Below are 19,522 nucleotides of genomic sequence, written 5' to 3' on the forward strand. Positions count from 1 at the left end.
GTCTCTCCCGATCCTCCCCCCGGAAACAGTGCTCAAGAGCCTGGTACAAAACTTCCGGGTCGATAGGCTTGGACAAAAACAGATTCATCCCGGCCTCCCGGGACTTTTCCTCGTTCTCTTCAAAAACATTCGCACTCATGCCAAGGATCGGGACTGTCTGCGCCTTCTCTTTTTTCAACTGGCGGATGGCCCGCGCGGCAGTTAGCCCATCCATGACAGGCATCACAACGTCCATTAAAACCGCATCAAAAAATCCCGGCGGAGACAGAGTGATCGCCTCAATCGCCTCCACTCCGTTTTTTGCACGTTCCACCGTACAGCCCTTCATGGCCAAAAGGCGGCTGGCAACCTCTGCATTCAACGCATGATCCTCCACCAGCAGAATCCTGCGATCCCTGAAATCATACTTTCTGGGCCCACACTCCTGCCGCTCCCGCTCCTTTCGAAGGTAAAACTGTTCCAGCGCCATACCCAGTGTCGCCTTAAAGATCGGCTTGGTGATCACCTGATCGATTCCGGACTCCCAGCTCTCCTCCGCCAAATCGTCTCTATCGTACGCAGTCATCAAAAGAATGGCTGTCCCGGAGCCTGTGATCGGTCTAATCCGGCGAGCGGCTTCCTGCCCGTTCATCCCAGGCATTTGCCAGTCCATCAGGATGAGGTCATACGGCTTCCCCTGCCCCCCGCGGAGCTCTACTTTTTTCAGCGCATCAAAGCCGCTGGCCACACACTCTGTCTGAAAACCCAACTGGGAAAGGAGGCCTACGGCCTGCTCACAGATGACGGCCTCGTCATCGGCCACCAGAGCCGAAAAGCCATCCCAACATTTTTTTCCCGCCTGATTGGCCCGACGGAGTGCCTTCATGCCGGAACTCAGCGTGACCTCCACGGTAAATTTGCTTCCCACCCCTTCAATACTGCTGACTCCAATCGTCCCGTCCATCATTTCCACAAAACATTTGCAGATCGCCAGTCCCAGGCCGGTCCCACCGCAGGTCCCAGTCCGCTTGGGGCCCTCCTGTTCAAAGGGTTCGAAAAGCTTGGGGAGAAACGCCTCTTCTATCCCAACGCCGGTGTCGCTTACCGTAAAGCACATGCGGGCTTTCCCTTCTTTTTCGGCTTCCTTTTGAAAAACCAGAAGCTGTACTTTACCACCCTGCGGCGTAAACTTGATGGCGTTTGACAGCAGATTGAGCAGTATCTGCTGCAATTTGAGCACATCGCCCCCATATGTCTCTTCCAGAAACCCCACCTGAAGGCAGGTGTATGCCACGCCCTTCTCCTCTGCCAGCTCCAAAGCAATATCGTTGACCCCGCGCAGGAAAGACCTAAAGTTGAATTCCTCACTTTTCAACAGGACTTTCCCGCTTTCAATCCTGCTCATATCCAGAATGTCATTGATGAGGGCAAGCAGGAGATGCGCAGACATCTTCACCTTGTCCAGACAGGCTCCAGCCCGTTTGGGATCGTTGAGCGTATGAGCCGCCACCTCAGACATCCCGATGATGGTATTCATAGGCGTGCGCAGCTCGTGGCTCATGCGGGAAAGGAACTGGGTCTTTGCCCTGCTGGCCTGCTTTGCCTGGATCAGGGCTTCCCGCAGCGCCTGCTGCTGCCGTTCCTGTTCCAAAGTAATATCAGTAATATCGGTCCTTATCACCACGATCACCGTGCGGCTTTGATCTAAGTACATGTATTGCCACTTTTTAATTCTTCTTACACTTTGTTCGCAGGCAGGAAAGACGATACTGTGAGAATCTTGATCCGCCAGCGCCTGGCACAGCTGGGGAATGCTGAAAGCAGTGAATGCATCTTTTCGAAGTTCGGGCGGCAAAAACCGCTCTACAAAGTCGGAGACATCCTTGAAGTAATCGACGTCCCGGCTGCTCCCCAGCGGCGCTCCCAATTTTGAATGGTGATAATTGGTAATCTGCTGTGTGGACAGATCCAGCAGTCCCAGGAATTCGAAGTGCAGGTCCAGGATCCGATTGATGATCATCTCCATTTGCTTTTCCCCATTGATGTCACAGGTACTCATAAAACCCATGAGGTCGCCTGTCTCAGGGTCCTTTTCGCACCGCACTGTGGTTCTGACCCAGGAATATCGTCCATCCGCCATTTGGAGCCGGTATTCCGCCTGAAGCGGTCCTGCCCCCATCTCGTGCAGCCAGGTGAGGTTTTGCGGACTCAGCTTCCAGCGCAGCGCGTCCCGCATTTCCTGAGTCTCACCCCGAACTGCCGCCGACTCCACCCACTCGGTATAACCGTTTTCCGGGCGGAGGGGAATCAGCCGGTCGCTGTGCATGCAGTTTTCCAAAGTATTCTTCGTAAGATTGATCTTGTACTTGCTGAGCAGCGTGTCGCTTTGGAGCCCTTCCAGCTCCCGTTTCTCCCATTCGAACTTTCGGCGGGCACACATCAGTTCGGTGATATCTTCGCCCACAGCTACCCCCATCTCGACATGGCCCTTGCTGTCATAAATTGCGGAATAATTCAGTTTCAGCCACTCTATGCCGCTCGTCTTTGCAGGGTCGTAGTGGATCACGGCGGAAGCCGTCTTCTCCCCCCGTCCCAGCGCCTGATATAGATGGATATAGTCCTGGACACTGTCGGGCATCACATATCCTCTCTTCACCCGATCCATATATCCTTCTCCAGGCCGGGTCCCCAACCCGATCCGTTCCGCTCCGGGGCTGAAGCTGGTAAATACATCCCGCTTGACATTATAAGAGCACAGCACAATGGAAGTAAAGGAAAGCGCCATCTCCATCTGCTGCCGCTCCGCCTTGTTTCGCAGAACATCCGTAATGTTTTTCCCAACGCCGATCGAGAGGGAGCAGTTTCCCTTGTCGTCCAGCAGGTTCGTATACCAGATCCGTTCGCACCACCAGCCGCTGCCGTCACGCCGGGCGAACCAGATGTCCCCGGAGACCTCCGGCTCCCCCGCCTCGACCCGGCGGTACAATTCCCGAAACGCGTCCACGCTCTCCGCTTTGACGACGCCGCTCCGAATGGACTGCTCCACAAAATCCGGGGTCTCCATTGCTGTCCCCGGGTGCACCGCTCGGGAGCTCTCCGTCTCATACAGAGTGTGCGTAGCAGGATTGTACGTCCAGACAATCACATCCTCACTGTTCACCGCCAGGTCAAAGATCACCTGATGCGTCAAAATGTTCTGCTTCATTTTATTTGGCAGCGCAACATTTCGGAAGTTGAATTGAAGCAGCGGCGCCTTTCCGTCTGTTCCAATCACTCTTCCTCTGGCCTGAACCCAGACCGGCGTCCCATTCCGGTGCCGCAGCCAAAGCACGGCCCCCGTATGCGGAGGCTCTTCCCCACAAGCATCCATCAGGAAGCTCTCGGCCGTCTCCCGTTCTCCGGGCCAGCAGGAAAAAAGTGCATCCTCTTTTGCCAAGCACTGGTATTCCTTTGGCGTATGCCCGGTCAGCGCAGCCGCACCGGGAGAGATATAGATCAGCTCCGGCCGTTCCCCGACCCGATAGACCGCTGTACCTCCGTCCGCCGCGCCCGGCTGATTCTGATCCGGCTCCTCCCCGTCCACTTCCAGACAACACGCGCAGCTGCCCGGTGCAGGCTGGTAGCAGCGCATCCGCACCCGCTGTCCGGGCAGGATCGTATAGTCGGTCAGCCGCCCTTCTGTCCCCTCCGCCGCCGTCTTTCCGCACAGCTCCTGCCACGCAAGTCCGGCCGCAGGAAAAAAGGTACGGAAAAAACCACCGCAGAGCTGGGATGCAGGCAGGCCCGCCAAAGCCGCCATTGCCTGATTTGCGTACTGGATCCGAAGTTTTCCCTTTTCTCCGGGCTCTGGGATCAAAACACAAAACGCCCAGGGGCACTTACCGAAACACGCTTCATAATTTTTCCAGTTTTCTATTTTTTCCATATTTTTCACCCGTTGTACCCGATCCGGGTCCTGCGGATCAACCTTCTACCGTCTTTGCCAAAGACATCGTCCGTTCCTTTGAGCCCTCCGCTCTTGTGCAGAAATCTCCGGCAGCCCACAATGACTGTTGAATATTTAAAATAGACTTATGGATTCTCTTCTTCGAGCATGATTTCCCGGCCGTAGACCGCCACACGGTTTTTCCCCCGCCGCTTTGCATGATACAAAGCCTGATCTGCTTTTTGGTACAGCTTGTCAAAGCTGTTTTCTCCCTGACTGGAGAGCGCCGCCCCAACGGAGACGGTGATCGGCACGGGGAGCCCGTCAGCCGGTTCCGAGGCCAACATCCGGCAAAATGCGGCGCATTTTGCCGCGACCAGCTCCGGCGATGGAATTCCGACCATAAACACGCAGAATTCATCTCCGCCAAAGCGGCCGATAATGTCTCCCTTCCGGAAAAACGCGGTCAGTTTTCCAGCCAGATAAGACAGGGCTTCATCTCCACAGGCGTGGCCGTATGTGTCGTTGATGCTCTTAAAATTGTCAACATCCAGCATCAAAAGCGCATGGAGCTTCCCCGGCTGGTTGAAAAGGACGTGGCCAATCAGCTGCTCGGCAATGGTGCGATTGCTGATGCCGGTGAGTGGATCTGTCCGGGCCTGCTTGGCCACCGTGTCGTACTCCCGCAAAATTTCCCGAAACCTTCGGTTGGACTCCAGAACGTTGTTGACCCGGCGCACCACAATCTCCTCCACAAAGGGTTCAATGATGTAGTCGTTGGCGCCCAGAGCCAGCATATTTACCTGACGTTCCGCGGTCTCGTCGGCGGTAATAATAATGATTGGAATTTCTGAAAGCTCCGGGCTGACCCGTTTCACTTTTAAAAACTCCGTGCCGTCCATTACAGGCATCACCAGATTCAGAAGGATGATGTCCACATAATTTCCATTTTCCTTTAAAACGCTCAGTGCTTCCCTGCCATTTTCCGCTTCCAGAATCGTAAAACGCTCCTGAAAGATCATCCGCAGAATATCCCGGTTGATCTCCTTGCCATCCACGATCAGCATTTTCCCGGAATCACTGTAATTGGAGCGGACGATCATCCGATATTTCTGCAGCTCCAAATCGAGTTCCTTCTGTGTGCTGATATCTGAAAGGCTCCCAAAGAGGATATGCTTTTCCCCGACCCGGCTGATGTATTTCAGTTTAAGATCCACCCACATCGGTTTTTCCGCGGCGTTTTTCTGCAGGTATTCACACTCCGCGGCCCCCTTTGTGCCCACTGCCTGCCGGAAAGCCCCCATAACGTGATCCCGATATTCTCCGCGCACCAGACACAGGGGATCCCGGCTGTCCTCGGAAGGGCGTTCGGGTCCCATCAGCTCCTGATAGGCCCGGTTGCTCCGGAGCAACTCCGGCCCACGCTCGGAAAATTCATAGATGGCCACTGCCTGCAGCGCATTAAAAAACAGATCTTCCACCTGCGGATCCGGCTTCCAGAGCTCCTTCCCGGCAAAAACTTTCTTCTCTTCCATAGTCGGAAGCCGCATGCCCCCTTTAAGCAGGCTTTCATACTCCTCCACCGGCATCGGTCTGGCAAAATAGTAGCCCTGCACATAATCGCAGCCGATCTCCCGAAGAAATTCCACCTGCTCCCCCTTCTCCACTCCCTCGGCAACTACGGGGAGACACAGGCGCTTGGACATGCGGATCACCGAAGAGACGATGTCCTCCCCACGCCCCGGGATCTCCGCATCGGCCAAAAACTTCATGTCAAGCTTTAGAATATCAACATTCAGGTTCTTGAGCACATTGAGAGAGGAGTATCCGCTTCCAAAGTCGTCCATCAGGATCAAAAACCCCTGCTCCTGAAGACCTTTTATGGTATCCATCATGACTTCGGGATCATCGGTATAGGCGCTCTCCGTCAGCTCAAGCTGGAGAAGCCGGTTGGGAATCCCATACTTTTCCGTAAGCGCACAGATGCGCTCCACCAGATTTGGAGTATAGATATTCACCCGGGAGACATTGACCGAAATTGGGAGAGGCTGGATCCCCGCCTCGATCCACCTGCGCAGCAAAGCACAGACCTGTTCCCAGACATAAAAGTCCAGATGGGAAACAAACCCATTTCGCTCAAAAATCGGGATAAACACTCCGGGAAGCGTCTTGCCCTTCAGCGGATCCATCCAGCGAACCAACGCCTCGGCCCCCTCCGGACGGTTTGTGGTCAGATTGTATTTCGGCTGAAAATAGATTTGAAATTCTCCCCGGCTGAGTGCGGAGGCCATCTTGTTGGTGATCTCCTGCTCCTCCCGAATGGCACGGCTCATTTCCGGCTCATAAAAGGCGTAATTCTTGATGTAGTTGCCCTTGACCCGTTTGGCTGCCAGCCCGGCTTTATCCAGCATCATGCTGGGTTCTTCCCGGGGATCCCGGATCCAATAGATCCCGCAGGTAAGCATCAAATTGAAATCCAGCTCAAACTTTCTCAATTCCGTTTTGCACCGCTCAACAAACTCGATGGCCTCTCTTTCTCCGGGACATGAAATACACGCGGCAAACACATCCGCCTCCATTCTTCCGTAAGTCCCCTTTGTACTCCCGGAAACCGTCTCCCGCAGCCTTTGAGCCATAAATTTGAGCAGCCGGTTCCCTGTCTGCGTCCCATAAAATGAATTGACCAGTTGAAACCGCTCAATATCCATACGAAAAAAAGCAAAACGCTCCGCATGGCCCGCGCAAAGCATTGCACGGGTCATCGCAAAGAATTTTGCTTTCTGATAGATCCCAGTCATGGGATCAAACTCTGTTATGTACTTCAACTGGTGAAACAGAGCTATCTGGCTCCGCTCGATCGCATTTTTCAGCCGAAATTTCAAAATCTCCGGCTCGTAGGGCTTGGGCACAAAATCCCAGGCCCCCAGTTGAAGCGCACGCCTCTCCGCCTCGCCATCCTCCGCGCCGGTGGAGACAATGATTGGCAGGCTCCGCCCCTCCGCCTCTCCCCGAACCTCCGACAAAAAGGAGTATCCATCCATAATGGGCATCACAAGGTCCAGGACGACGGCTTTAACCCGATCACCCTGGTTCCTCAGACATTCCAGTCCTTCTCTGCCGTTTTCAGCCTCCAAAACATCGTAGTCGTCCTGCAAAATCTGTCTCAGGAGCCTGCGGCTGACCAGATTGTCCTCCACAATAAGGACTGTTTTTCTGGAAGTCATTTCCTCACCCGCAATCCAGGGATTCTCCCGGGCTCTGCCCCAGGCAAATTCCCAACTCTTTCTCTCTGGCGGTTTGCATGCTGAAAAACAGAAAATTTAGCAAGGTTAACATACCACATTTTGGTCAAAAAGGCAAGAAAAAGCCAGTTAAATTACATCTCTAGAGCGCTGTCATCCATTAAAAGGCACGGCCTGCGGCCTCCCGCACAAAACGGAAAGCCGCAGGCCGTGCCTTACGCCCCATACAAATCAGTCAGTTCTCAACGAGAATTCCGGTCAGATCCAGGGGAATCGCGTCGTTCCAAAGGCGCTCCAGATCGTAGAACTCCCGGGCTTCCTCGTTGAAAATGTGGACTACGACCGCGGAGAAATCCAGCAAAACCCAGGTGCCCCCGCGATGGCCTTCCACGTGATGAGGATCCTCCCCCGCCTGCTCCTTCATGGCCTTTTCACAGGCCCCTGCCAGAGCATTGATCTGCGTGGTGGAGGTGGCGGAGCAAATCACAAAATAGTCGGCCAGCGTGGTCAAACGGCCGGTCTCCAGGACTTTGATATCCATACCCTTTTTGCTGTCCAGAGCTTTCGCCAGGAGCAGGGCTGTTTCTTTCGGTGTCATACAGGCATTCTTCCTTTCTTCTTATGCGCCGGGCGGCAGAAGAGGTTCCTCCTCCGCAGGCGCGGTTGCCGGTGGCGCGGTGGGAGCAGCTGTGGGTGCAGCTGTGGGTGCAGCTGTGGGTGCCGGGGTAGTCGCCGCAGGCGCACTGACCTCCGGAGCCTGACTCTCCACCACCGGGTCCTGACTGGGTGAGACGCTGTGGCTGGCCTCCGGCGGGGCCACAGCTCCCCCATCCCCTGTCCCTGCGGAATGGACGGGCTTTTCCTCAGGCGTGGGGGTGGGCGTCACCACAATATCCTTTTCGTCCTCCACAGGCTTGGCCGAGCCGTCGCTGGGCGCGCGCTGGCCCCCGGAGTTGGCCTTGGCGTCCTCGACCTTTCCTGTGGTGGAGCCGATGGTACCGTCCTTATTCACATACATGATGTCCAATTCACTCTTCCGCAAGTCGTCCTCATAGGGATTAAAATGCTCGTTTACCAGCGCCACCAGCTCATCCGCGTTGGGCACCACATAGGACTGGTAGCTGTGATAGCTCCGGCTCCACACCATTTTCCCCGTGTTGGGCATGGTATAGAACTCCACATTGTCCATATCAAGCCCGGTGAGGGCGGATTTTCCGAAATAAGCCAGGTTGGAGATTGTCATGTTGGTCTTGACATTCTCCTGGAAAATAGTGATATACTCCCCCAGGTTGGTCAGGAGCTTGTCCATCTTCAGGCACTGCGCGATGACCGCCTTCATAAAGGCCTGTTGGGTCTCAATGCGCCCCAGATCTCCGTTGGCGTACCCGCCGGTGACATGGCCGGAGTCGTCGCTCTGCTTGCGGTACCGGATCAGGCCCATGGCCTGGTCGCCGTTGAGGAGCTGATAGCCCTTCTGAAGATCGATCTTCAGGTTTTGAGAGGGGTCGTTGTAGTACATGCGGAAAGGCACGTCAAAATTGACCCCGCCGATGGCATCCACCAGCTTGCCGAAGGCCTCCCATTCCACCACCACCTGGAAATCGGGCTGAAAGCCCACCAACTGGCTGATCTCCCGGTCCAGCGCCTCGATCCCCTTGTCGCCGCCGCCGGCGTAGTTGTATACGCCGTTGAGCCGCTTGATGTCATAGGGTATGTTCACCATGGTGTCCCGTGGGAGAGACAGCACGCTCAGTTTCTGGCTGGGCACGTCGTAAGCCACCAGCATCATGGTGTCCGTGTTGCCGCCGCCGCCCGTGTCACGTCCTACCAGAAGGAAGGTATAAAACTGCTTCTTCCGTCCGGCGGAAAGACCGGGGATCTCCACCTCGACCTCGTGTCCCTCCTCATCCACCATGGTGGTGGTCATGGGACGGCTGGGGGTGTTGACTTCGGGCGGCGTAAAGAAAATATTCCAAAGGACAAACCCCGCCACGATCACAGCCGCCGCGATGGTCAGCCCCACATAGACCCGGTGGAGGACCAGCTCCCTCCCCGTACGCTGCGGTTTCGCCTTTTTGGGGGCCGTTCCGTTGTCGCTTCCGCTTCCCGTCAGGCGTTTCCCGCCTTTGTTTTCTCTCTGTTGACTCATAGTCGGTCAATTATCCTTTCCGATGTTCCAGCAGCCACTCCAGTGCCCCCTGGGTGTTCCTGTGGATGGGTACGCCCCGCTCTCTGAGTTCCTCGATGCTCATCTCCAGCCCCATCTGCAGGGCGGCGTCCAAGTCCTCATAACAGAGCTTTCTCAGCTCCTCCACGCCGGGAAAATCCCGGTTGGGCTCCATGTAGTCGGCCAGATAAATAATTTTTTCCAGCCGGGTCATATCCGCTTTCCCGGTGGTATGCCAAAAAATGGCCTGGCAGATTTCTTCGGGCTGCCCGTAGAGATGCCTGGCCAGTGCCGCCCCGGTCTTGGAGTGGAGGAGCTTTACCGAGATCCGCTCCAAATCATCCAAAACAATACCATATTCGTCGCAGATTTGCAACTGCTGTTCCAGCTCCAGATACTTGGTGCAGTCGTGCAGAATGCCCGCACGGCGGGCCAGCTCCTCGTCGGCTCCCCAGCGCCGAGCCAGCCGGACCGCCTCCTCCTCCACCCCCAGGATGTGGGCGTGGCGCTTGGCGTAGACCATGGAGAGAGAGCAGGCGCGCAGTTCTGCATCGGTGAGGTGCCTCAGGTCCTTATGGGTGCCGTAAAGTCCCATGCGCAGAATGTATCCGTACACGGAGGGCGGCAGAAACTCCGCCCCTTCCCCCCCGGCCAGCTGCGCCCGGAGCCGGGTGGACGACACCTCCACCACCTCGGGCAGCCGCAGCACCGTCACCCTGGCCCCGTAGTCCGCCCGCAGCTGCTCCGCCTGTACCTCCATCCGCTCCGGTTCGTCTCCCTCCGACCGGGCAAAGGCTGCCAGGCCGGCCAAGGCACAGATCTCTTCCGGCAGGTGCCAGTCCGGCAGGGAAAAGAGCATGTCGGAGCCCATGAGGAACCAGAGCTCGTCGCCGGGGTACTCCTCCCGGAACTGGCGCAGGGTGTCCACCGTAAAGCTCTTTCCCTCCCGGCGCAGCTCCAGGTCGTCCACCGCAACCTTGTCCCGCAGCAGCAGACTGTCGGCGGCGATCACGGTCATCGCCAGCCGGTCCTCGGGGGAGGGCGATCCCTCCGGCAGCGCCTTGTGCGGCGGAATGGCCGCCGGAACAAACAGGAGCCGATCCAGGCCCAGCATCTCCATCGCCAGTCTGGCTGAAGTCATGTGCCCCAAATGGGGTGGATTGAAGGTTCCTCCGTAAATACCGATCTTCATTTCCGGCACTCCTCCCGTCCGATTTCAGTCCGCCCGTTTATTTACACAGCACGATCTTATCCTTTTTATCCTTTTTGTGACTTTGACGATACAGAACAAATTTTGTTCCGATCACCTGGACGACCTCACTGCGGGTGGCCCGGCCCAATGCCTCGGCAGCCTCCCGGGGTGAGAACCCCGAGGTCTCCAGCACCCGGCATTTGATGAGCTCCCTGGCCTCCAGGGCCTCATCGGTCTGGCGGATCAGGTTTTCTCCCAGATCCCCCTTGCCGATGTGGACCACAGCTTCCATGCTGTTGGCCATGCTCCTGAGCTGAGCGCGCTGTTTACTGGTCAGTTCCATGCAGATAATTCTCCAATTCTGTTTTGAATTTTGCGAGCGCCCGTCCCCGGTGGGATACGGCGTTCTTCTCCTCCGCCGTCATCTGGGCGAAGGTCTTTTTATACTCCGGCAGGAAGAAAACTGGGTCGTAGCCGAAGCCCTCCTCTCCCCGGGGGGCGTAGGTAATGACGCCGGGGCACTCCCCCCGGGCCGTGATCGTGTCCCCGCCGGGAAATGCGCAGCAGATGCAGGAGACGAACTTCGCGCTCCGGTCCAGCTCTCCCCGCAGGCCGTCCAGCACCAGCTGATAACGGTCCGCGTCGGTGAGCCCCTCGCCGCCGTAGCGGGCGGAGTAGACCCCCGGTCCGCCCCCCAGGGCGGCGACGCACAGGCCGGAATCATCGGCAATGGCGGGTAACCCCGTGGCCTCCATCACCGCCCTGGCCTTGAGGGCGGCGTTCTCCTCAAAGGTCTCCCCCGTCTCCTCCACGTCCACATCCACGCCCACGTCGGACTCCAGTACCACCTCGACCCCCAGCTGGCCGAGGATGGCTTTCATCTCCATCAGCTTATGGGTGTTCTTGCTGGCCAATACCATCTTCATGATCTCAACCTCCCAGGGCCGCTTTCTGAGCGGTCTGAAGCTCCCGGATCCCCTTGGCGCACAACTCCACAAGGGCCCGCTGCTCCTCCACGGTGAAGGCCCTGCCCTCACCCGTGCCCTGGAGCTCCACCAGCTTTCCCCCGCCGGTCATCACGCAGTTCAGGTCCACCTGGGCGGAGGAGTCCTCCTCATAACAGAGGTCCAGCAGCAGCTCGTCGTCCACGATGCCCGCCGAGACGGCGGTCACCGTACCCACCAGGGGGCTCTCCGTCAGCACGCCGTTCGCCACCAGCTTCCGGCAGGCCAGCGCCAGGGCCACATAACCGCCGGTGACGCTGGCGGTGCGGGTGCCGCCGTCACCCTGGAGCACGTCGCAGTCCACCGTGATGGACCGCTCCCCCAGCTTTTTCATGTCCACGCACGCCCGGAGAGAGCGCCCCACCAGCCGCTGGATCTCGGCGCTCCGCGGGGAGAGCTTCAGCTTGGCGATGTCCCGCTTGGAGCGCTCCCGGTTGGCCCGGGGCAGCATGGAGTACTCGGCGGTCACCCAGCCCTCCCCCTCGGGGACGTGGGGCGGCGTGCGCTCCTCCACGCTGGCGCAGCAGAGCACATGGGTGTTACCGCAGCGGATCAGGCAGGAGCCCTCCGCAAATTTGTTGATCCCCGGGGTGATCTCCACGGGGCGCAGCTCATCATTTTTTCTTCCGTCAATGCGGGACATGTCAAATTCCTCCTAACAGCCGGTTGCCCGGCACGGTGGTTTTGGTTCAGATCAGGGCCTCCACGAATTTCTCCGGCTCGAAGGGCATGAGATCATCCACGCTCTCCCCCACGCCGATGAACTTCACGGGCACCCCCAGCTCCCTGGCGATTGCCACCACGATGCCGCCCTTGGCGGTGCCGTCCAGCTTGGTGAGCACCACGCCGGTGAGCCCGGCGCTCTCCTGGAACTGGCGGGCCTGGATGAGACCGTTCTGCCCAGTGGTGGCGTCCAGCACCAGCAGCGTCTCCCGGCTGGCCCCCGGCAGCTCCCGGTCGATGACCCGGCTGATCTTGTTGAGCTCATTCATGAGGTTCTGCTTGTTGTGCAGCCGTCCGGCCGTGTCCACCAGCACCACGTCGGCGGAGCGGGCCTTGGCGGCGGTGAGGGCATCAAAGACTACGGCGGCGGGGTCGGCCCCCTCGTTTTGGCGGACGATTTCCACCCCCGCCCGCTGGGACCAGATCTCCAGCTGGTCGGCCGCTGCGGCACGGAAGGTGTCCCCCGCCGCCATGAGCACCCGCCTGCCGTCCCCCTTGAGCCGGGCGGCCAGCTTGCCGATGGTGGTGGTCTTTCCCACGCCGTTGACCCCGATGAAGAGGCAGACGGCAGGGGGCTTGTCCAGAGCCAGGTCTCCGTCTCCCACGGTGAGCAGGTCAGTGAGGATCTCCCGCAGGGCCCGCCGGGCCTCCTGGGCGGACTTGATCTTCTCCTCCTTCGCCCGGCGGCGAAGGGTCTCGCTGACCTCCAAAGCGGTATCCACCCCCATGTCGGAGAGGATCAGCGTCTCCTCCAGCTCGTCGTAAAAGTCATCGTTCAGCTCTCCGGCAAAAAGCTGATCGAAGGAGTGGCCGATGTTCTCTTTGGTGCGGGCCAGGCCCGCTTTGATCTTCTCAAAAAAACCCATTGATTGATTCCTTTCCCGGCTGAGCTCTGGTTTTCAGGGCTGATCCAGCTCTGCGCCGCAGTGAGGGCACTTCTGCCCCCCGCCGTAGCGATCGGTTGCCACGCCCCGGCCGCAGCGGGGACAGCGGAACCGGAATGCCTGAAGCACCAGCCCCGAAAAGCACACCAAAATTCCCGTCACCAGCAGCGGCCTGTGTTCAAAAAATCCGCCCGCCAGGCCCAGCATAATTCCCGCGCCCAGCATGATCCACCCAATTTTTTGATTGTTGCCCCATTTCATTTTCATACGCCTCTCTCATTGCGGCGTCTCTCTTTTTGGAAGGCCGCGCCGCTTCGGCCCGGATCGCGCTATTGAATTTCCAGTTCCTTCTCCATGCTGCCCAGGTCAATGGTGAGAATCCGGCTCACGCCCTGCTCCTGCATGGTGACCCCGTAGAGCACGTCGGACTCCTCCATAGTACCCCGGCGGTGGGTAATGACGATGAACTGGGTATGATCGCACATCTGCCGCAGATAGCGGGCAAAGCGCTCTACGTTGGCGTCGTCCAGCGCCGCTTCGATCTCGTCCATCACCACAAAGGGCGTGGGGCGGACCTTCAAAATGGCAAAGTACAGCGCAATGGCCACGAAGGCCTTCTCTCCGCCGGAAAGCAGGGTGATGACCTTCAGCGTCTTGCCCGGAGGCTGGACCCGGATCTCAATGCCGCAGTTGAGGAGATCCTCCGGATCGTCCAGCTCCAGCGCGGCCTTGCCGCCGCCGAAGAGCTCCTGGAAGGTCTGCTGAAAGGCCTCGTTGATTTTGGCAAACTGCTGGGCAAAGATCCGCTCCATCTCCCCGGTGAGCCCGGCAATGATCTTCTCCAGCTCAGTCTTGGCTTTGCGCACGTCGTCCCGCTGGTCGGTAAAGTAGGTGTATCGCTCGTTGACCCGGGCAAACTCCTCGATGGCGTCCAGATTGATGTTGCCCAGCGCGGAGATGGCCTTTTTCAGTTCCGCCACCCGGCGCTGTGCGCGGGCGACGCTCTCCAGCTCCACCTTTTGGGCCCGGGCAGCTTCGTGGGTCAGCTCGTAGCTCTCCCACAGCTTGTCCAGAAGTTGCTTTTCTTCCATTTCGGCCGCAGTCTTTTTCTGCTCGAGAACAGAGACCTCCCGCTCCATGGCCAGAAGCTCGCTGTTCTTGTCCCGGCTGGCCTTGTCCGCCTGGTTGCGCTGCCCCTCCAGTTCCAGTTTCTCCTGATTGAGCCGGGCGATCTCCGCCTGCTGGGCGTCGCTCTCGGCCCGGATGGACTGGAGCTGTTCCTCCCGATCCCGGATCTGGCCATTCAGCTCTTCGCTCCGGGCATTCAGCTCCTCGATCCGCCGGACGCGGTCGGCCCGGTCTCCGGCCAGATCGGCCCGCAGACCCTCCAGCTCCCCAAGGGCCTGCCCCAGCGCCTGCTCCTCCGCCTCCAGGGCCGCTTTGCGGGCGCTGAGTTCAGCCATGCGGGTCCCGATGGCCTCCCCCTTCTCCCGCAGCTCGCTCTGGCCTTTCGCCTTGCCCTCGGCCTCGGCCCGCAGGGCGGCGGCCAAGCCCTCCAGCTCTTCAATGCGCCGGCGGGCATTCGCCGTATCCTCCTCGGTGCGCTCTGCCCGGCGGGAGAGCTGCTCCAACTCCTCCTTCAGCCCGTCCCGGCGGAGCTGCTGGTCGGCCATCTGCCCGGTCAGGTGGCGCACCCGCTCCTCCAGCTTCAGGATGTCATCCTCATGCCGGCGCTGCTGGGCCCGGGCCGTATCCATCTCATACTGGGCTGCGGCAGCCTCCCGGCGCGCCTCCTCCAGCTTCTTCCCGGCGGATGCCAGCGCATCCCGCAGGAGCGTCTCCTGTTCCCGCTGGCGTTCCAGCTCGCCCTGGCGGCTCAGAATGCCCGCCGTGCGGGAGGCCGAACCGCCGGTCATGGAGCCGCCGGGATTCAGGACCTGCCCATCCAAGGTGACGATCTTCAGCCTGTGGTTGTATTTCCGCGCAATGGCGATGGCGGCGTCCATGTCCTGGGCCACCACCGTGCGGCCCAGCAGGGAGGAAACCACCGCCTCATAGCGGCGGTCAAATTCCACCAGCTCGCTGCCCATGCCCACAAAGCCGGGCTCCCGGGCCACGGCGGTGTCCCGAAACTCGGCGGGGCGGACGGCATTCAGCGGCAGGAAGGTACAGCGGCCCCCGTCCCGGCGCTTGAGATACTGGATGGCGGCCTTGCCGTCCTCCTCCCGATCCACCACGATATTCTGCATGGCGGTGCCCAGGGCGGTCTCGATGGCCACCGTGTAGGCGCTCTCCACCCGCACCAGTCCCGCCACCGGGCCCAAAATGCCCTTCAGCTGTCCCCGTCCGGATTCTCCCATCACCAGCTTGACGGCCTTGGAATAGCCCTCGTAGAGCTTTTCCATCTCGGCGAGCATGTGGATCCGGGACTGGAGGGCGTTTTCCTCCATCTGGAGTTTGACCTGCTGTTCCTCGGCCTCCTGAGCCTTCCGGTTCCGGCTCTCCAGGCGCATGGCATAGCCGCTGATGATGTTTTGCAGGGAGTCCCGGTCCTCCCGGGCCTGCTCCAGCTCCTTCTGAGCCCCGTCCCGCTCGGACTCGGCGGCGGTCAGACGCTCCTCGCCCGCGGCCAGTTCCTGCCGCACCGCCTCGTCCCGGTCCATGACTTCCTGGGCGGCGGCGGCCAGCGCGGAGAGCAGGGCCCTGGCCTCTGCGGCGGAGGCGGTCTCCACCGCCTCCTTCTGACGCAGGGCCTCCATCTCTCCGGCCAGCGTCCCCGCCGAACGACTCAGATCGTCGGACTCCTGCCGGAAACCCTCCAGCCGGGCGCCCAGCGCGGCCAGCTCCGTCCCGATCTCCTCCAGCCGGGCCTTGCGCTGGGCGATCTGCTGATCCACGGAGCCGGTCCGTCCCTCCTGGGCCTCCAGCTCCCGGCGGAGACGGTCCGCATTTTCCAGGTCGTTCTGAATGTTGGCCCTCAAAACGGCGATGGCGTTCTCACACTCGTTGGCGTCGGCCTGACGGCCCATCATGGTGAAGCGGACGCCCTCAGCGTCCACCTCCTTCTGGTGCATCCGGGCAGAGAGCTCCTCGGCGGCGGCGTAAAGCCGCTCTACCTCCGCCTGGGCCTCCCCCTTCTGGCGGACGGCGTTTTCATAGTCGGCGGAGAGCTTGATAGCTCCGGTGCGCACCCGCTCCAACTGCTCCAGCCAGAGGGAGATCTCCAGCCCCCGCAGCTCGTCTCGCAGGATGAGGAACTTTTTGGCCTTCTCGGCGGACGCCCGCAGCGGCTCCACCTGGAGCTCCAGTTCATCGATCTTGTCGTTGATGCGGGTGAGATTCTCCTCGGTGCGCTCCAACCTCCGCTCCGCGTCCTCCTTGCGGTGGCGGTAGCGGGAAATGCCCGCAGCTTCTTCAAAGATTTCCCGGCGGTCCCCGGACTTGACCGACAGGATCTCGTCGATCTTGCCCTGGCCGATGATAGAGTATCCCTCCCGGCCCAGGCCGGTATCCATAAACAGCTCATTGACATCCTTGAGACGGACCGAACGGCGGTTGATGTAGTACTCGCTTTCCCCAGAGCGGTAATAGCGCCGGGTGACCATGACCTCGCTCTCTTCCAGGTGGGGGAAGATATGCCCTGTGTTGTCCAGCACCAGTGAGACCTCGGCGAAACCCACCTGCTTGCGCCGGGCGGTGCCGCCGAAAATGACATCCTCCATCTTGCCGCCCCGGAGCGCCCGGGTGGACTGCTCCCCCATGACCCAGCGGATGGCGTCGGAGATATTTGATTTTCCGGAGCCGTTGGGGCCGACGATGGCGGTCACCGCCTCTCCGAAGGTCAGCACAGTCTTGTCCGGAAAGGATTTGAATCCCTGGATCTCCAGTGCTTTTAAGTACACGGTCCCACCTCGCTTCGTCAAAGGTTATGAATAAAATATTATATCAATTTTTCTCCGTCATTGCAAACTGTTTTCCCGGGTTTCTTGTCTTATTTCCATTCCTGTGGTATCATAGCCGTAAATCCACCCATTGCGGCGGGGAGGTTCGGACGTGTGACACGGTATCGGGAACAAATCTTTCCGGCGGCTGCCGAAGCTCTCTGGCTGGTCTTTCTCTTTCTGGATCTGACCCGAATGGCGGACAGCACCCCTGTCAAGTTCGCGGCCATCTGTCTTTGCCTGGCCACCGCCTGCACTGGAGCCGTCTCCTTGGACGGACGGCTGGTGGCCCTGGCCCTCGGCTTCACGGTTGGGTCAGACTGGTTTCTGCTGGTGCGGGACGACCACTACCTGCTGGGCCTGGCTCTCTTCTCCGTGGTCCAGCTTCTCTACGCTCTGCGCCTCTTACGCCTCCGTGGGAACCGTCTCTGCCCTTGGGGTCTGGCACTCCGCCTGGCCGCCTTGGCCGCTGGAGCACTGCCGGGCCGCCGGGATCCCGTGGTTGGCCTGTCCGTGTTCTACTTTGCCAACCTGGCAGTCAACACCGCCGAGGCCTTTTCCCTGCATCCCTTTGACCGCAAGCAGCGGCGCTTCGCCTTCGGCCTGCTGCTCTTTGTGGGGTGCGATCTGTGCGTGGGAGGCTGGAATTTGGGTCTTTTCCCCGCCTTCACCCGGGTGGGGATGTGGTTTTTTTACCTCCCCTCCCAAGTCCTCATCGTCCTCTCCCAGCGGCTGAAAGGAGAATCCCCATGAGACCGTCCAAATTCCTCTCCGCTCTCTGCTCCCTCCTGCTGGCTCTTTTTCTTCTGACGGCGGCCATCGCCGTCCCCATCCTCTGCCGCCCCCTCTACTACGCCCAGATCGACGCCTTGGATCTGACAGAGAACACCGGCTGGGACGAGGAGACCATCCGAGGGGCTTACGACCAGGTGATGGACTATCTGGTGGGAAATGCCCCCTTCGGCACCGGCAAATTGAAGTGGTCGGAGAGCGGAAGGGCCCACTTTGCCGACTGCCGGGTCCTGTTCCGGCTGGATTTCGCTCTTCTGGGCGTCTCCGCCGCTGGGCTGCTCCTGCTGGGTGCGCTCCGGTGGGGAAAGCGGATCTCCCTGCACCGCTTTTGCGGCCGCAGTCCCGCCTTCTGGGCCCTTGTCGGGATGACGGCGGTCCTTCTGGCCCTTCTCTGCTGGGCGCTTGTGGACTTTGAAAGCCTCTTCACCGCCTTCCACACGGTTTTTTTCCCGGGGAAGAGCAACTGGATCTTCGACTGGCGGACCGACGAGATCATCCTCATTCTCCCGGAGGCCTTTTGGGCCCGGTGCGGCGCAGTCGTCGCGGCCCTTGCCTTCGGCGAAGGCGCGCTTCTGACGGCGGTGTGCGAATGGCTCCACTGGCGGCGCTCGCCGAAATCGGTCTATGAATCGGCAAAACTCCTGTAAACACGCAGGAAGGGCCGGGGACACCGTGGTGTCCCCGGCCCTGTTATTATGCTCCCAAATGGGCGATGGCCGCCTTGGCCGCCATCTGCTCGGCCTCTTTCTTGCTGTGCCCCGAGCCCGCGCCCACAGCTTTTCCGTTGAGCTCCACCTCCACAGAAAAGGTCTTGGCGTGGTCTGGGCCGCTCTCGCCGGTGAGGCGGTAAGTCAGCACACGGCCGCTCTCCCGCTGTACCAGCTCCTGAAGCGCAGTCTTGTAGTCCCGGCTGGCGCTCTTCTCGCTCTCCTTGTCCAGGATAAAGCGCTGCACGATCTTCCGGGCCTCGGCCAGTCCCCCGTCCAGGTAGACGGCGGCCAGCACGGCCTCTACGGCGTCGGCGCGGATGGAGGGGCGCTCCCGGCCTCCGCCGGCCTCTTCCCCCCGGCCCAGCTTCAGGTAAGCCCCCAGATCCAGCAGGTCGGCCACCTCCACCAGGCTCTCCTCACACACCAGAGCAGCCCGGGTGCGGGTCAGATCTCCCTCCGGGAGATCCGGATGCTCTTTGTAAAGAAAATCAGCCGTCACCATGCCCAGCACGGAGTCGCCCAGAAACTCCAGGCGCTCATTGCTGCCCAGACTGCCCCGGTTCTCGTTGGCAAAGGAACTGTGGGTGAGGGCGTTTTCCAGCAGGGTGCGGTCCCGGAAGGAGTAGCCCAGCTTGGCCTCCAATGTCTTCATATTCACTCGTCCAGTTTGTTCCGGAGGTAATTCACCAAATCACCCACGGTGAGGATGGTGTTCAGGTCTTCCTCTCCCATCTCCTCGATGTCGAACTCCTCTTCCAGAGCCATGGACAGCTCCACGATATCCACAGAATCGGCGCCCAGATCCTCGAAGCTGGTCTCCTCAGTGATCTCGTCAGCCTCCAGGCCGAACTGTTCGGCCAAAAGTTTGGCCACTTTCTCAAAAATCATTGCAAATCGAACTCCCATCTTGTCGTACTGCTTCTAAGCATTATGATAATAGGCAATCTCTCCCTGCCTGTCAAG

General features: G+C 59.6%; 15 protein-coding genes. 2 read left to right on the top strand and 13 right to left on the bottom strand.

Features of this window, described 5'->3' with window-relative positions:
- The 11 genes from ACQRD3_RS08730 to smc all read right to left on the bottom strand — a co-directional run.
- Nucleotides 1-3,778: response regulator (locus ACQRD3_RS08730; protein ID WP_427781037.1), on the bottom strand; the 3,778-nt coding region annotated here is incomplete at its 3' end.
- 272 nt (nucleotides 3,779-4,050) lie between these two features.
- Entirely contained in the window at nucleotides 4,051-7,128 is a 3,078-nt protein-coding gene (locus ACQRD3_RS08735; protein ID WP_427781039.1) for an EAL domain-containing protein, read from the bottom strand.
- Between the two features lie 253 nt (nucleotides 7,129-7,381).
- Nucleotides 7,382-7,744, bottom strand: a complete 363-nt coding sequence (gene rsfS, locus ACQRD3_RS08740) for a ribosome silencing factor (RefSeq protein ID WP_080908556.1) — start codon at nucleotides 7,742-7,744, stop codon at nucleotides 7,382-7,384.
- 21 nt (nucleotides 7,745-7,765) lie between these two features.
- Nucleotides 7,766-9,295, bottom strand: a complete 1,530-nt coding sequence (locus ACQRD3_RS08745) for an LCP family protein (protein WP_427781042.1) — start codon at nucleotides 9,293-9,295, stop codon at nucleotides 7,766-7,768.
- A 10-nt stretch (nucleotides 9,296-9,305) separates the two neighbouring features.
- Nucleotides 9,306-10,505, bottom strand: a complete 1,200-nt coding sequence (nadD, locus tag ACQRD3_RS08750; RefSeq protein ID WP_427781044.1) for a nicotinate (nicotinamide) nucleotide adenylyltransferase — start codon at nucleotides 10,503-10,505, stop codon at nucleotides 9,306-9,308.
- A 37-nt stretch (nucleotides 10,506-10,542) separates the two neighbouring features.
- Entirely contained in the window at nucleotides 10,543-10,848 is a 306-nt protein-coding gene (gene yhbY, locus ACQRD3_RS08755; RefSeq protein WP_143476730.1) for a ribosome assembly RNA-binding protein YhbY, read from the bottom strand.
- Nucleotides 10,832-11,431, bottom strand: a complete 600-nt coding sequence (locus ACQRD3_RS08760) for an XTP/dITP diphosphatase (protein ID WP_427781046.1) — start codon at nucleotides 11,429-11,431, stop codon at nucleotides 10,832-10,834. Before ACQRD3_RS08760 ends, yhbY begins: the two co-directional genes overlap by 17 nt.
- A gap of 4 nt (nucleotides 11,432-11,435) precedes the next feature.
- Nucleotides 11,436-12,152: a ribonuclease PH gene (gene rph, locus ACQRD3_RS08765; RefSeq protein ID WP_080908560.1), complete on the bottom strand. Its 717-nt coding sequence runs from the start codon at nucleotides 12,150-12,152 to the stop codon at nucleotides 11,436-11,438.
- 46 nt (nucleotides 12,153-12,198) lie between these two features.
- The gene (gene ftsY, locus ACQRD3_RS08770) at nucleotides 12,199-13,098 is read right to left on the bottom strand and encodes a signal recognition particle-docking protein FtsY (protein ID WP_080908561.1); all 900 of its coding nucleotides are present in this window, start codon (nucleotides 13,096-13,098) and stop codon (nucleotides 12,199-12,201) included.
- 33 nt (nucleotides 13,099-13,131) lie between these two features.
- Nucleotides 13,132-13,383: a hypothetical protein gene (locus ACQRD3_RS08775; protein WP_080908562.1), complete on the bottom strand. Its 252-nt coding sequence runs from the start codon at nucleotides 13,381-13,383 to the stop codon at nucleotides 13,132-13,134.
- A 62-nt stretch (nucleotides 13,384-13,445) separates the two neighbouring features.
- Complete coding sequence (gene smc, locus ACQRD3_RS08780; RefSeq protein ID WP_427781049.1) at nucleotides 13,446-17,039, bottom strand: chromosome segregation protein SMC; 3,594 nt, start codon at nucleotides 17,037-17,039, stop codon at nucleotides 13,446-13,448.
- A gap of 132 nt (nucleotides 17,040-17,171) precedes the next feature.
- Here smc and ACQRD3_RS08785 point away from each other — a divergent pair, with 132 nt between their 5' ends.
- Complete coding sequence (locus ACQRD3_RS08785) at nucleotides 17,172-17,810, top strand: lysoplasmalogenase family protein (RefSeq protein ID WP_427781051.1); 639 nt, start codon at nucleotides 17,172-17,174, stop codon at nucleotides 17,808-17,810.
- Entirely contained in the window at nucleotides 17,807-18,496 is a 690-nt protein-coding gene (locus ACQRD3_RS08790; RefSeq protein ID WP_427781053.1) for a TIGR01906 family membrane protein, read from the top strand. Before ACQRD3_RS08785 ends, ACQRD3_RS08790 begins: the two co-directional genes overlap by 4 nt.
- Before the next feature lie 46 nt (nucleotides 18,497-18,542).
- Here ACQRD3_RS08790 and rnc read toward each other — a convergent pair whose 3' ends face one another.
- Together rnc and acpP are read right to left on the bottom strand one after the other, a co-directional pair.
- Nucleotides 18,543-19,211, bottom strand: coding sequence for a ribonuclease III (rnc, locus tag ACQRD3_RS08795; RefSeq protein WP_427781055.1), 669 nt, complete (start codon nucleotides 19,209-19,211; stop codon nucleotides 18,543-18,545).
- 2 nt (nucleotides 19,212-19,213) lie between these two features.
- Complete coding sequence (gene acpP, locus ACQRD3_RS08800) at nucleotides 19,214-19,447, bottom strand: acyl carrier protein (RefSeq protein WP_080908566.1); 234 nt, start codon at nucleotides 19,445-19,447, stop codon at nucleotides 19,214-19,216.
- Between the last annotated feature and the right edge of the window lie 75 nt (nucleotides 19,448-19,522).

Source organism: Candidatus Pseudoscillospira sp. SGI.172 (genome assembly GCF_050313575.1).
Taxonomy (GTDB): domain Bacteria; phylum Bacillota; class Clostridia; order Oscillospirales; family Oscillospiraceae; genus Vermiculatibacterium.

Coding starts and splice junctions, on each gene's coding strand:
- ACQRD3_RS08735 (WP_427781039.1), bottom strand. CDS start 7,128: ATGACTTCCAGAAAAACAGTCCTTATTGTGGAGGACAATCTGGTCAGC.
- rsfS (WP_080908556.1), bottom strand. CDS start 7,744: ATGACACCGAAAGAAACAGCCCTGCTCCTGGCGAAAGCTCTGGACAGC.
- ACQRD3_RS08745 (WP_427781042.1), bottom strand. CDS start 9,295: ATGAGTCAACAGAGAGAAAACAAAGGCGGGAAACGCCTGACGGGAAGC.
- nadD (WP_427781044.1), bottom strand. CDS start 10,505: ATGAAGATCGGTATTTACGGAGGAACCTTCAATCCACCCCATTTGGGG.
- yhbY (WP_143476730.1), bottom strand. CDS start 10,848: ATGGAACTGACCAGTAAACAGCGCGCTCAGCTCAGGAGCATGGCCAAC.
- ACQRD3_RS08760 (WP_427781046.1), bottom strand. CDS start 11,431: ATGAAGATGGTATTGGCCAGCAAGAACACCCATAAGCTGATGGAGATG.
- rph (WP_080908560.1), bottom strand. CDS start 12,152: ATGTCCCGCATTGACGGAAGAAAAAATGATGAGCTGCGCCCCGTGGAG.
- ftsY (WP_080908561.1), bottom strand. CDS start 13,098: ATGGGTTTTTTTGAGAAGATCAAAGCGGGCCTGGCCCGCACCAAAGAG.
- ACQRD3_RS08775 (WP_080908562.1), bottom strand. CDS start 13,383: ATGAAAATGAAATGGGGCAACAATCAAAAAATTGGGTGGATCATGCTG.
- ACQRD3_RS08790 (WP_427781053.1), top strand. CDS start 17,807: ATGAGACCGTCCAAATTCCTCTCCGCTCTCTGCTCCCTCCTGCTGGCT.
- rnc (WP_427781055.1), bottom strand. CDS start 19,211: ATGAAGACATTGGAGGCCAAGCTGGGCTACTCCTTCCGGGACCGCACC.
- acpP (WP_080908566.1), bottom strand. CDS start 19,447: ATGATTTTTGAGAAAGTGGCCAAACTTTTGGCCGAACAGTTCGGCCTG.